Origin of the sequence: Coleofasciculus sp. G2-EDA-02, from assembly GCF_040226375.1 — a bacterium.
In the GTDB taxonomy this organism is placed as follows: domain Bacteria; phylum Cyanobacteriota; class Cyanobacteriia; order Cyanobacteriales; family Coleofasciculaceae; genus Coleofasciculus.
This window is the reverse complement of sequence record NZ_JAVKEW010000085.1, coordinates 31,837-45,429: the sequence shown is the minus strand read 5'-3', so window position 1 is coordinate 45,429 and position 13,593 is coordinate 31,837. Positions and strand designations below refer to the sequence as shown.

General features: G+C 45.9%; 11 protein-coding genes. 4 read left to right on the top strand and 7 right to left on the bottom strand.

What is annotated here, in order from left to right:
- Positions 1–177: 177 nt before the first annotated feature.
- Positions 178–1,083, bottom strand: coding sequence for an RsmE family RNA methyltransferase (locus RLO19_RS09160; RefSeq protein ID WP_446355735.1), 906 nt, complete (start codon positions 1,081–1,083; stop codon positions 178–180).
- A gap of 7 nt (positions 1,084–1,090) precedes the next feature.
- On the opposite strand from RLO19_RS09160, the gene RLO19_RS09155 reads away from it, so the two are divergent.
- Both RLO19_RS09155 and RLO19_RS09150 read left to right on the top strand, forming a co-directional pair.
- Positions 1,091–1,390, top strand: a complete 300-nt coding sequence (locus RLO19_RS09155) for a DUF72 domain-containing protein (RefSeq protein WP_446355733.1) — start codon at positions 1,091–1,093, stop codon at positions 1,388–1,390.
- A 130-nt stretch (positions 1,391–1,520) separates the two neighbouring features.
- Positions 1,521–2,072 carry a hypothetical protein gene (locus RLO19_RS09150; RefSeq protein ID WP_446355731.1) on the top strand — a complete coding sequence of 184 codons (552 nt, stop codon included), beginning with the start codon at positions 1,521–1,523 and terminating at the stop codon, positions 2,070–2,072.
- A gap of 196 nt (positions 2,073–2,268) precedes the next feature.
- Here the strand turns inward: RLO19_RS09150 and RLO19_RS09145 are convergent, their stop codons facing one another.
- The 3 genes from RLO19_RS09145 to RLO19_RS09135 all read right to left on the bottom strand — a co-directional run bounded on the left by RLO19_RS09145 (position 2,269) and on the right by RLO19_RS09135 (position 5,613).
- Entirely contained in the window at positions 2,269–3,027 is a 759-nt protein-coding gene (locus RLO19_RS09145) for a PEP-CTERM sorting domain-containing protein (RefSeq protein ID WP_446355730.1), read from the bottom strand.
- 1,065 nt (positions 3,028–4,092) lie between these two features.
- Complete coding sequence (locus RLO19_RS09140) at positions 4,093–5,202, bottom strand: tetratricopeptide repeat protein (protein WP_446355728.1); 1,110 nt, start codon at positions 5,200–5,202, stop codon at positions 4,093–4,095.
- Between the two features lie 261 nt (positions 5,203–5,463).
- Complete coding sequence (locus tag RLO19_RS09135; protein WP_446355726.1) at positions 5,464–5,613, bottom strand: hypothetical protein; 150 nt, start codon at positions 5,611–5,613, stop codon at positions 5,464–5,466.
- Positions 5,614–5,820: 207 nt separating this feature from the next.
- Here RLO19_RS09135 and RLO19_RS09130 point away from each other — a divergent pair, with 207 nt between their 5' ends.
- Positions 5,821–7,209 carry a carotenoid oxygenase family protein gene (locus tag RLO19_RS09130; protein WP_446355724.1) on the top strand — a complete coding sequence of 463 codons (1,389 nt, stop codon included), beginning with the start codon at positions 5,821–5,823 and terminating at the stop codon, positions 7,207–7,209.
- A gap of 430 nt (positions 7,210–7,639) precedes the next feature.
- Positions 7,640–7,963 (top strand): hypothetical protein, encoded by a 324-nt coding sequence (locus tag RLO19_RS09125; protein WP_446355722.1) that lies wholly within the window; start codon positions 7,640–7,642, stop codon positions 7,961–7,963.
- On the opposite strand, the gene RLO19_RS09120 is transcribed toward RLO19_RS09125, so the two are convergent.
- The 3 genes from RLO19_RS09120 to RLO19_RS09110 all read right to left on the bottom strand — a co-directional run bounded on the left by RLO19_RS09120 (position 7,956) and on the right by RLO19_RS09110 (position 13,522).
- Positions 7,956–8,084, bottom strand: a complete 129-nt coding sequence (locus tag RLO19_RS09120; RefSeq protein WP_446355720.1) for a hypothetical protein — start codon at positions 8,082–8,084, stop codon at positions 7,956–7,958. The genes RLO19_RS09125 and RLO19_RS09120 overlap by 8 nt on opposite strands.
- 291 nt (positions 8,085–8,375) lie before the next feature.
- The gene (locus tag RLO19_RS09115; RefSeq protein ID WP_446355718.1) at positions 8,376–11,162 is read right to left on the bottom strand and encodes a cation-translocating P-type ATPase; all 2,787 of its coding nucleotides are present in this window, start codon (positions 11,160–11,162) and stop codon (positions 8,376–8,378) included.
- An 83-nt stretch (positions 11,163–11,245) separates the two neighbouring features.
- The gene (locus RLO19_RS09110; protein WP_446355716.1) at positions 11,246–13,522 is read right to left on the bottom strand and encodes a ribonuclease R family protein; all 2,277 of its coding nucleotides are present in this window, start codon (positions 13,520–13,522) and stop codon (positions 11,246–11,248) included.
- Positions 13,523–13,593: the final 71 nt, after the last annotated feature.

Genomic DNA, 13,593 nt, shown 5'->3' with positions numbered 1-13,593 from the left:
GGATAACGTTCTACTATTGTGGTAATGTAAATACAAGTCGCGGGAGGGCATTCCGAGACTATAAACGGACGTGGAGAGGGTGTAAGACCTCATTTGGAGGCAACCTTCAGCGAAGCGTCAACCCCAATCAGCGACCACCCCTAAAAAGGTGGCGTGGTGAGGAATCCCCCGCTCTCTTTAGCCGGGGGAGGATGTCAACTTTTGTACCTCTAAACTAGCGGCAATTAAAGAGAGAGCCATGAGCGGGGCGGTAACAGCACGTAAAATCCGGTGTCCTAGTGAAACAGGTTGAAATCCAGCAACCATGGCTTGTTCAATTTCTGCGGGAGTCCAGCCGCCTTCGGGTCCTGTCGCAATGGCGATAACAGGAAGTTTTGACCCTTTACTGGGTTCGAGGGCGTGGTTTTGACCCTTCACTGGGTTCGAGGGAACCTGGTTTTGAACGTAGGGACGGGTTTCACTACTATCGTTTGTTGTCACCCTGAGGTTACTAAACCCGCCCTCATCTTCCTTTTCTGGTTTAGAGTTGAAAACTTCTGAGTTGGGTAAGCAATTTAACAGATGAGGAACGTTACCTCGTGCGACACAAATATAACAGTGGCTGGCTGAGTGGATAGCTTGTTCAATGGCTGAGGTAAAATCCAGGGGATCAAGAATCGTAGGTACAATCTGACGTTCTGATTGTTCCGCGGCTTCTTGGGCGATAAGCCGCCAGCGTTCCAGTTTGCGGGGACTGGGGTTGAGAATTGTGCGATCGCTCTTAATGGGCATGATACAGGTTACACCGAGTTCGGTTGCACCGGAGATGATATCCTCAAATCCACTCCCCTTTGGCATCGCTGCCATTAAAGTAATAGTACAGGGTAATTCGGTTTGGATAGGAATAGATTCAATAATGATAGCTGCACTCAAGTTAGCCGCTAACTCGCTCAACCACCAGTTTCCCTGTCCATCCATCGCAATAAAGCGATCGCCTTTACTCAGTCGCAAGACTCGCACCAGGTAATGCTGTTGGCTTTCGGTGAGGAGAATGTGTTGGTTTTGTCGTTGCGTGGGTGAGATGACTAATCGTTGCAGGTTCATTGTGGAGATGAATTTTTTATTGGGTTGTGCAGTTTGGGCATATAAGGGTTGGATAGGTGAATTTTATCCGCCGAAGAGTCAAGGGGGACAATTGCTGCATCTTTATAGTCAGCGGTTGAGGACAGTTGAAGGAAATACCACATTTTACGCGATTCCCAGTTCAGAAACGATCGCGCAGTGGAAATCCCAGATGTCACCCGGTTTTCAGCTTTGTCCCAAATTGCCGCGATCGGATCATGGTGTACCCGTTCCCCCCTTACCGTGGAATCAGATTGATCACTCACCCATACAATTGACTTTGTTTTGACAGGGAAATAAAGCTAAAGGAGGGAAAGTTTTATTGTACCTACCTACTTAAAATGCTGAATTGGTTACCAAATAGACGCTCAAAAAGAGATAGAATATCTCAGCCTAAACCAGAATTTCCCCAAAAAGCAGTGATATACGACTGCGAGATTGCCCGTTGTATCCCTAACAACGAGCCTTCACCTGACCTAGAATACTGCCAAGGCTGGAAAGATTTTTCGGGAATGGGGATATCAGTTATCTGTGCTTACTCATCCTGGCAGGAGCGATATCATATTTATTTAGAAGATAATCTAGCAGAATTCCAAGCACTAATCAATCAAGCCGAAGAAATTATCGGCTTTAATTCTATCGCCTTTGATGATCAACTTTGTGCCGCCAATGGATTACACGTCAAGACGACATACGACCTATTGTGCCATGTCCGTGTCGCCGCCGGAATGCCGCCTAATTATATTAAAGGTAAAACTCGTGGGGGTTACAGTTTAGAGCAACTAGCCAGAGTTAATCTGGGGTATGGAAAATCAGGGAAAGGAGAGTTAGCACCAGAACTTTGGCAACGCGGGAAACGAGGACAAGTGATTGATTATTGTATGGGTGATGTTAGTATCCTCAAAAAGCTTTATCAGCAGAGGTCAAGACTTCTAGATCCTACCAATGGAAAAATATTAACTCTAGACTGAACCTTCCCCAGCTCCCCCAGCTAAGAGACGTAGCATGCTACGTCTCTACATTGCTCCCAGACGTGCCATGGCACGTCTCTACAAACCTTTTAGCGCTTAAGTTGACACCAATGACATCGGTGCGCCCTAAAAAAAGGGGTCAGAAGTATGGCTCAACTTCTAACCCCCGTCAACCAGCCAATTAACAATTGAATAGTTAGCAAGACTTGCGGCGACGCGCTGCGGCTAAGGAACCACCTATCAAGGCTAAACCTGCCAGCGTACCTGGTTCAGGAACCGAAACTTCGCCATCATCACCAGGATCACTGTTAGAAATAGTGCTAACTAGTAACTTGTCAGAAGCGCCACTAAACCCTAGCCCATCGACTGATTGGAAGCGAGCGACAGCACGGAATTCTTGACCATTAAATAAATTCGCAAACCCTTGTTCAACCGCTTGTGCATTATCATTTGTATTCAGGAAAAAGCTGACTTGTGCAGACTCACCTGAATTGAGTCCGGCGGCTGTTTGTCCACCACTAAACGTTCCTGAGCCAGCAACACGAATGCCAATGTCAAAGACATTTTTACCGCCAGCACCATTAATTTCAGCATCGGCGAAAAGCCTGGTAAAGGGACTGCTCAGACTATCGTAAGTGTAGGATGAAATAAAATCGGGTAAATCGAATCCAAATGCTACAAATTCCGAGTCAGTCGCTCCTAGCCCAAATGAAGTAGCCAGTTGATTTGTGGTATTGAGTAACCTTAAATCAAGTTGAACACCATCTGCTACATCAACGAAATTAAAATCTACCTGAGCCGAAGCGCCTGTCGCTGGAGTATTGGTTGAAGTACTGGTGCTATCAAAGTTAATGGTTAAGGCTTGTGCGGCGTTGGCTGAAACCAAAGAGGAAGCGAGAGCAATGCTTGTAGCGAGTAAGCTGGAACCCAGTAAACGAGAGGTGAAAGTTGTCATATTTTTGTGCTTTGCTTGTAGGAGTAGAAAACTTATGAGACTTTTTTAGAATGGCAGAAGAATCAGCACCCTCTTCTTATTTACTACGTTACTGAATGTTTTCGTATGTTGTCTATAAAAAGTATCTAATTTTACATAAATTTCAGCAAAATGCCTTGATTTATGAAGTCCTGATAAACGGGAGGAACGAAGACATCCTATCTCTCCTCAGCTAATCCTTTCAGACTCTAAAAATACCTACGCTTAACTAGACATGGCAATTCAAGCCAAGTATCAATATGTGAAACGCTATATAATTCACAACAACGAAAAAAAGGGGTTAGAAGTATCATTTAACTTCCAACCCCAATCAGCCAACCGATTCATACTCAATATTTAGCAAGACTGCCGATAACGTGCGGCTGTGGCGGCGATAGAACCAACTATCAAAGCAAAACTTATTAGCATAGTTGGTTGGGACGCAGAACCATCATCATGATCCAGACTATGCTCAGGAATATGAGGCATTGTACTAATAAGTATTCTTCTATTTGCTTCGTTGACTTGAACAACAGCGTCAGTAGTAAGCGTATGTGTTGATGTGCTGGTGTTATCCAAGGAAATAACTGAAGCTTGTACCGCGTTAGTTGAAATAAAACAGGATATGAGTGTAAAACTGGTAGCAAGTAAGCTGTGACTTAGGAGATGTAAAGGCAGTTGTTTCATGTTCAATAGAGGGGTGATAGGATTATAAAACTCAGGGTACTCGGGTTGAATAACTAAAAAATTAGTAATCCCTTATATTTTTATAATTTACTGAATCTGTGATTGCCTTGTCTATAGGAATGGAATGATTTCACAGAATATTCAGCAAATATTATAGATTTGTAAAATCTGAATAAATATGAATTTAAATTGAATATATGTTAAAAAATGATGAATTAAAAGGTTAGGAAGAGTAAAAGAAAGAGCAATCAGCAAGAGCATTCCCCTGCTCCCAGACGTGCCATGGCACGTCTCTACATATGGGTTGACGCAGGAAGCTTAACAGAATGAAAGGCTCGCATCCCCGACTACGAACCCAGTTTAACGTCGCGCTTTCTTTAAATCCTGTAGCAAAGATTCAGCTTGCTTGACGCCATCGCGATTGTCCTGACGACGGAAGAGATCACGCGCTTTTTCCACAGAAGTAATCGCTTCAGCAATGCGCTCCCGTCCTTTTAAGGCTAGTCCTAAATTGTAATAGGCTTGGGCGTCTTGGGGGGCAATTTCAATTAAGCGCCGATAGGCAACAATGGCTTCTAAGTAATTTTCCTCAGTGAGTAAAATCTCACCAATAGCGGCTTGAGCTTCAACTAAATCCGATTGCACCGCCACAGCTCGTTGAAAGGCTTTCAATGCACCGGCGAAATTTTCTTGAGCTTGGAGAATTTTGCCAATTTGCAGATAAACTTGACTATTATTGGGTTCTAATTTTGCCGCGCGGTCAAAAACCTTCAGTGCGGTGTCGATATCGCCCTGACTTAACCAAGCCATTCCCAATGTAAGCTGAATATTACTATCCAGAGGTGATAAGGTTTCGGCTTGTTGGAGTGCCTGAATCGCCTCTTGGGCACGCCCCTGCTGGAGAAAAACCCTACCCAGCAACTGGTGAGCTTGAGCATTCTTGGGTTGAAGACTGATGACTTGGCGGTAAACTTGGATAGCTCCGTCATAATCTTTTTGACGCAGGAGGACAACCCCCAATCCCCAATAGGAATTAATATGGTTGCTTTCAAGTCTCAGTGCTTGACGATACGCCTGTTCGGCTCCCGCATTCTCTCCGGCATTGGCTAAACTGTAGCCGAGAGCATACTGAAATTCTGCATTATTGGGTTCAAGGGCAATTGCCTGTTGATAGGCTCTCGCCGCTTCTCGGAAGTTTCCCTGACGCGCCTGGAGATAACCGATTCCGGAGAAAATCCTGGCATTGTCTTGATCTAGATTAGCCGCTTGTTGATAGGTTGCGATCGCCTGGGGATAATTCCCTGCATCCACCAAGTCTCGCGCTTGGCGGAGTAATTCACGCAGCTGCTGTTGTTCCGGCTGTAGCTGGCTCACTAGCTGGGGTTGACTCGCTTGAGCTACAGGGGTTAAGGTTATCGTCACGCCGGTGAGGAATAGGCTACTCACCAGAAATAAAGTCGGCTTGGACACAGCTAATCTTCTCGTCGCTATTGAGTGTAATGGTTTTGGTTTACGCCAACCAGAGCTAGACATCAGGACATCCTCAAGGGGCAAGTGGTAGGGTTGCGGTGCCAGTTTTAAGAGCAGAAGTTTTGAACAAAGAGGATTGTAACAGAGAAAACCCCTAACTTTAACCCAATTAAGCTCGCGAGTAACGTCCAATCAGTTCCCCATTTGCCAGAATATGACCACTCATCGCGGCTTGAATCTGCGCTTTGGTTGCACCTGCGTCTAATCCCAATGTGCGATTAAAGCAAGGCTCTGGGTTCCTATGGGGGGTGCATCCCAGTGGAGTTCGGGAGAAATCTCCTCTCCATCACAGGTGTACTGGGAAGGAATCATCCCGTTGGCGCTAAAGGCTTGACTTTCCAGGTTCATCATATTTGTATTTGATCAGGTTTGCGATTCTGTGGACGTGGAATTGCTCTTTGCCGAACTGCATTTGATGATATTACCTTAGTCGTACTGAAGCAAAAGGTTGAGGATTAGGGTGCTTCAGCAGCTGTCTTGACTCTGTCTCGGCAAGACACAATAGAGGATAGTGGGAATTTTTTCCCCAAATTGTAGGTAACAACTTCAGTGAACAAGATGAATACAACAGCCGTCAATCCGTTTTTAGCGGGGAATTTTGCCCCAGTACAGGACGAAATCACGGCGGATGAACTAACCGTCATTGGTGAACTTCCTGCGGATTTATCCGGGATGTTTGTTCGCAATGGTCCGAATCCTCAGTTTTCGCCTATCGGTCAATATCACTGGTTTGATGGCGATGGGATGTTACATGGGGTGCACATTAGTAATGGTACAGCATCTTACCGCGATCGCTATGTCCGGACTCCAGGGTTTGAGAAAGAGCGAGAAGCGGGTCATGCTATCTGGACAGGGTTAATGGAACCGCCTAAGGACGAGAACTCCCCACCCTCGGTTAAAAATGTTGCGAATACGTCTGTTATCTGGCACGCTGGTCATTTTCTGGCGCTGTGGGAAGGTGGGGAACCCTACGCGATTAAGCTTCCGGAGTTAGAGACGATTGGTGCTTATACCTACGACGGCAAGTTAGCGTCTCCATTTACGGCGCATCCCAAAATTGATCCAGTCACTGGCGAAATGATGTTTTTTGGCTACTCACCCATGCAGCCACCCTTCTTAATATACAGCATTGTGTCGGCATCAGGTGAATTGTTGCGTACTGTGCCAATTGACTTGCCAGAACCGGTCATGATGCATGATTTTGCCATTACCCAAGATTACACTTTGTTTATGGATCTGCCGATGGTGTTTAACCCCCAGGGAGAACCAATGCTTCAGTTTAAACCTGAACGTCCCAGTCGGTTTGGTATTGTTCCCCGTCATGGTGATAATAGCAGTATCCGTTGGTTTGAGAGTCTGCCCTGCTTTGTTTTCCATACCCTGAATGCCTATCAGGAAGGGGATGAGGTGGTGCTGATTGCCTGTCGCATGAATTCGACGACAGTGTTAACCTCTGAAGAGGCTACGCCTGAAGCTGGGACTGATAAAGCTCGGCTGTATCAGTGGCGGTTTAATCTTCGCACAGGCAAAGTGCAAGAAGAGCCATTAGATGAGCGCATCTCGGATTTCCCCCGCATCAATGAACAGCGAATCGGACGCAAAATGCGCTATGGTTACACGGCAAAGATGGCAGATAATCCGATGCCATTGTTTGAGGGCGTGATTAAATACGACTTTAGTAATGGCACGTCTCAAGTTCACAACTATGGGGCAAAATGTTATGGCGGTGAGGCGGTATTTGCGCCGCGTCCGAATGGCACGGCTGAAGATGATGGCTGGCTAATCACGTTTGTCCATGATCATAATTCAGACACCTCTGAACTGATGGTGTTGAATGCTCAAGACTTGACGGCTGAACCGATAGCGCGGGTTTTGATGCCTCAACGTGTTCCTTATGGGTTTCATGGGACTTGGGTGACTCAATCACAGTTGACCGATTCGATGTAGTTTGAGGATTTCCGCACTGTTTAAGAATCAGGGGACAATTGAGTCCCTTTTTTTGTTGAGCAATCCTATTTTTATAAGGAATCATAACTTTTTAGTGTCAGAAATACGGGTCTTCCGGACTTACTGTGCTAAACTATTAGCTTCAATGAGTCATGAAGCTTACCAGAAAAGAACTGTAGCTTTTAATCGCATCAAAACTCTCTTGAAATCCGGATGAAAATGGTTAAAGCTATTGCTGTCCAATATTCCGGCAAATACAACTAACAATTTAGCACACTAACTACGGAAGACCCGTATTTCTAGACTGTAGAGACGTGCCATGGCGCGTCTGGGTTATAGCATGACAGATAATCTAACTCTGGGATGAGGTGGAACAGAAGTACAATCCTTACACTAGACTCAATCGTTTTACCAAGCTAAAGAGATAGGTATGGATTTGCAAAACCTTCAAGAGAAAGGGAAAAATGTAGTGGATCAAGTCACTCATACACTAGAAGAAAAAGGACAACAGGTCAAAGAGAAGGTTGCCAATGTTACTCAAGATAAAGCGGCAGAGTTGTCTGAGGATGCGATTACTGCGGCGGTTGATCGGGCTGTAAATGTGATGCAAATTGCTAGCAAACGGGTTATTGAAAAAGATATTCCTACGGAAAATGTATCTTTAGAAGTTAGTGTGAATGTGATCGGGTTAGGTAAACTGAAAATGAAAGCAGATGTCCCAAAAGCTGGAGAATTCCAAAACCTGATTAATTAAATAAAATCTGCTTATCGATAATTAAATCTGTAGGGGCGGGTTTCACTAAAAACGTAACGGTTGTAGGAATTAACGTATCTAAACCCGCCCCCTCTCCACCCCAATCGTGCCAAACAATCATGCCTACTCAGGGCATCCTACCAACATCATAAATCTGTTCTCGTCTGGGATGCGATTCGTCTGGGATGCGATCAGGGCGGGTTTAGCGAATTAAATAGTGAGTTGCATCAGTTAGGAGTCAAACCCGCCCCTACGATTTACGGATTACCTGGCATAGGTAACTACTGTAGCGGATGTTCATCAAATTATACATAACCATGGACAAATGACTAATGACGAATGACTGATGGATATCCAAATCCTACTCATCACCCTATTTGCTGCTACTCTCACTATGGTGGCAACAGGGAATTCATAATTCATAATTTAGCTTAGCTTTTTTGTATCGACGTAGCCCTTTATCCAATTCCATTGCCCAAATCACAATTGTACTCATGGCGAGACTAATGCCTAAATCAGAAAGTGATAACCCTGTCGTATTAAAAATATCCTGTAATAATGGGACATACACCACCGCAAGTTGTAATAGAAAGGTTAAAACAACCGCGCCTAATAATGGCTTATTCGAGAGTAAATTTAAGGTAAATATGGATTCTCGCTCAGATCTCATGCTTTGAGCTAAACCGATGCGGGAAAACGTCAATATACTAAATACCATCGTCTGCCAAGCCGCTTGACCCGTAAACCAATAGTGATAATCAACTACTAATAAGACAAGTCCCAGAAGTAACCCAATCCAAACAATATCTCGACCCACTCCCCGACTAAAGACACTCTCTTGGGGATTATGAGGCGGACGGGACATGATATTCGGCTCCGCCGGTTCGACGCCTAATGCCAATGCTAACAATCCATCAGCCAATAAATTAATCCAGAGAATTTGTAAAGGAAGCAATGGTAAAGGCATCCCTAAAAATGGTGCTAATATAATCACCCACAGTTCCCCACAATTCCCGGTTAATGTATATTTAATAAACTTACGGACGTTATCGTAAATAACTCGTCCTTCTTGAGTCGCTGCTACAATCGTGGCAAAGTTATCATCGAGCAGCACCATATCTGCCGCTTCTTTCGCCACATCTGTACCCGTTAACCCCATTGCTACGCCAATCTCGGCTTTTTTTAAAGCGGGTGCATCGTTGATGCCATCCCCTGTCATTGCCACAATATGTCCCCGGTTTTGCAGCGCCTGAACAATATCTAATTTGTTCTGGGGCGAAACTCTGGCATAAACAGACACCTCATCAACCCTTTCACTTAAGTCTGATACTGACAGTTTTGCCATATCCTGACCCGTTAACATTAAACCGTTGGTAGAAATACCCACTTCTGAGGCAATATAGCGAGCGGTTAGGGGGTGATCTCCGGTTATCATCATGGGGCGAATTCCGGCTTTCTGACAAGTCAGAACCGCCTGTTTGACTTCCGGGCGCGGCGGATCGATCATACCAATCATGCCGATAAAAATCAGGTCTTTCTCTAAAACATCTTCGTGTCGTTCTAGGGGAAGTGTGGCGAGGAGGTGAGATTCTATGGGACGAACCGCGATACCAAGAACACGGATTCCATTTTCCGCAAGTTGGTTATTGGCATGAGAAATTTTTTCATACCAACTATCGTTTAATCGGGTAATCTGATCATCGAACCAAACCTGAGTGGAAATATCTAAGAGACTATCAACGGCACCTTTGGTAAAGGCAATATAGGGCGCCTGATTAAAGAGTAATTCCCAAGGCTTAAGCCAACTTAGGTCATCGGGACGTTTGTCTGTGGTAGTTGGGAGTTCGTGAACCGTAGTCATGCGCTTGCGTTCAGCGTCAAAGGGAACCTCGGTTATCCGTTCAAAAGCATAGTCTATATCCGTTTTCCATAAACCAAAACGGGTGGCGGCGACAATCAGAGCGGTTTCTGTGGGATCACCGAGAACTTGGATGGGGTTGGATTGCTCCAGATGGAACTCCGCGATCGCATCATTACACAGAGTCGCCGCCGTGAGTAGTAAGGCGGTGGCGGGTTCCTCTTTTAACAGCTTAGACTGTTCATCCTTCTGTGAGGGCATCATTAACTCCTCAAGTTCTGGCATCCCCAACTCAATTTGATGCCCAATCAGATCCAGATGAGTAACTGTCATCCGATTCTGGGTGAGGGTACCGGTTTTGTCCGAACAAATCGTTGTTACCGAACCCAAGGTTTCTACGGCGGGTAATTTACGAATCAAAGCTCGCTGTGTCAGCATCCGTTGAGCGCCCAATGCTAAGGCGATGGTGACGACGGCGGGTAATCCTTCGGGAATCGCGGCAACGGCTAAACTGACTGCCATGAGGAACATTAAGCGAACCGATTCGCCCTGGAGTAGCCCCAAACCAAAAATAACCAGGACTAAGATTAAAATCGCGATCGCTAATATCCATCCTAATTGGTCTAACCGTTGCTGGAGGGGGGTTGCTTCCCGTTCTATCCCCTGAATCGCTTTGGCAATCTGACCGAGTTCTGTCTTCATGCCTGTTTCCGTCACCACGGCTAATGCCCGCCCATAACTAATCACTGTACCCATGTACGCCATGTTTTGTCGCTCTGCTAAAGGCAGATTAGCTGTGGCAATCTGCTGGGAAATTTTATCAATGGGTTCAGATTCCCCGGTGAGTGAAGCTTCTGAGGTGCGGAGATTGCTGCTTTCGAGCAACCGACAGTCAGCCGGGACTAAGTTGCCAGATTCTAGGATAACGATATCCCCCGGCACCAGTTCACGGGCGGACAGTTGTTCGAGGATGCCATCGCGACGCACTTTCACCGTCGGAACCGCCAGCTTTTTCAGTGCTGCGATCGCGCGTTCGGCTTGGTATTCTTGGCGAAAGCCGAGGATGGCATTAAATACCACAATTGCGAAGATCGCGATCGCATCCTTATATTCACCCAACAGAGCCGAAATCACAGCCGCCACAATCAGCACCACCACCACGGTGGCGGTAAACTGCTCCCACAAGATTTTCCAGGGGCTTTCTAGGGGGCGATCGTTTAACTCATTGAGTCCGTAGATGTCCTGACGTTGACGAGCCTCTTTGTGACTTAACCCGATGGTGGCATCGGTATTAAGCTGTTTGAGAACATCGACAAGATTGAGAGTATACCAGTTAGTCATTGGTCATTAGTCCTTTCTCCTTTGTCCTTTGTCATTAGTCCTTTTTGTCAGGTTAAAATAACCAATGACCAATGACCAGAAATTTAATCCTCTAAATCTTCATTACTCGCCACGCTACCGCCACTAACAGTTACCAAGTCAATTTGTTGACGGTAATAATCCACGCTCTTGACTTGAACTTCTACATGATCGCCCAATCGATAAGCTGTGCGGTTTTTCCGACCGACTAAACAAGCATGACGAGAGCGATATTCATACCAGTCATCTTTCAGGGAACTGACATGAACCAATCCTTCCACCAACAAATCTTCAATTTCGACAAAGAATCCATAGGATTGCACTCCTGTAATTAAACCACTGAATACATGACCGGTGCGTTCTTTCATCTGCTCGGCTTTTTTCAAGCCCTCTAAATCAATTTCCGCATCTTCGGTTAGCTTTTCCCGGTCATTGAGATGGGGAACCAAGGTGCTTAATTGACTTTCCAACTCTTGTTGAATGTCAGGGGGTAAAACATTCCAGTTAATATTGCCATGGGCGCTACTATGGTGAAGATTGACCCGATCTTTAGACCGAGTGGTACGGCGATCGCGTCCTTCTAAGAAGGTGTACTCTAAGACTCGCTGGACAAATAAATCCCCATAGCGCCATACGGGAGAGACAGCGTGGCAATAGCTGGTATCATCAGCTAAACCAAAGTGCCATCCAGGTTTAGAACTATAACCAATCGGTTTTAAGGTTCCCTGAAGTAAGTGATTCAGGACTTTAGCCGCCGTTGATTTCGCCAAAATTTGGGTCAAGCGCTGATAATCTTGGGACGTCACATCTTCCTCCAAGGATTGCTCGACATCGAGTCCTAGATTACTCGCTAACTTGAGCAAATCTTCCAGCCGTTCTAAATCGGGAGTCGGATGGACACAGTAAATTCCTGGCAAGGATAAGGCGTGCAAATGGGATGCTACCACTTTATTTGCCAGTACCATCAGTTCTGTCAGGAGTGATCGCAACGGCATAGACGCCGAAACCATTATTGCACCGTGTCGTCCTTCATCTTTGCTGTGGGGAAGGGGTCGAGCAATGGCTTCTTTTGGCAATGTTCCATTCAATTCAAAGGCGCCTCGTTGCTGTCGCACGGCTCTGAGTGCTGGAGACAAGCTAAAGAAGAGTTCCTTGAGCTTTTCTACAATCGGTGCGAGTTCGGGTTGGCTTTGTTCATGTCCTCCCAATAAAGCCTGTGCTTGTTCATAACTGAGCTGGTGATCTACTTGGATAACACTGGGTTGAATTTCAAATTCTACGAGTTGTCCGGATTCAGTTAAAGTTAACAGCATTGAAAGGGTTAAGCGATCTTCACCGGGTACGAGGGACACCTGAGACAGGAGTTTTTCCGGGAGTATGGGTAGAACCGTATCTCCCAAATACACTGCAGTTCCTCGCTTTCGCGCCTCTCTATCGAGGGGTGAGTCTAGGGGTATCCAATGGGCTACATCTGCAATATGGATGCCCACCTGCCAATTTCCGGTCTTGGTTTTTTCTAGAGTAAAGGCATTTTCGACAATGGCGCTATCTAGGGAGTCTGATTTGTCTTCTATCGTCATTGTCAGCCGATTCCGCAGATCCAGGCGATTTTTCAAATCAGTCTTGCGGAGTGAGTCGGGTAACCCTTCGACAGCCTTTAACACTGGATTGGGAAATTGGCGGCGCAGATCGTGTTTACAACAAACTATATCCGTATCGGCGGCGTCTTCGGCATCACTTCCCAAAACGCGAGCCACTTTGCCCAGGGGTGGGTTTTGTCCGAGGGGATAGCGCAGAACTTGCACATGAACTAGATGATCGACCGCCTCCTCCAGAGGGGCGCTGTTGGGTCGCAGATCTAGTTCAAATAGTAGGCGATCATCCAGGGGGACAGCGTGATAAGTGCCATCTTCAGCCTGTCTGACTCGTGCAAGTACCGAGGGATTCACTCGCTCGAGAATCAACCGTACCTGTCCTTCTGGAGAACGGCGACGACTTCCTTCTTTGGTAACTTTGACCAAAACGCGATCGCCATTCCAAGCGCTACTCAGATGATTCTTTTGAATGTAAATATCATCGGCGCCTTCAACATCTTGAATGGCAAAGCAAAATCCTTTACTCGAACAGCGCAGTTTGGCTTCGACCACATCCTCTTCATAGACTCGTCGATACCGACCCCGTTCTTTTTCCAAAATGCCAACTTTCTCCAGCACATCCAGAGCAATCTGGAGTTTTTGCATATTTTCGTCGTCCTGACACCCCAGTTTCTTTTCCAAAACTTTTGGGGCGACTGACTTGTCATCGGTAAAATTGGAGAGTAATGTAGCGATTGAAAATTCCATCCAACAATCCTTTTTTTTCTTTGATTCGGCGTTTACTTGAATTTGCCTAATGGCAATACGCTACCCGTAGC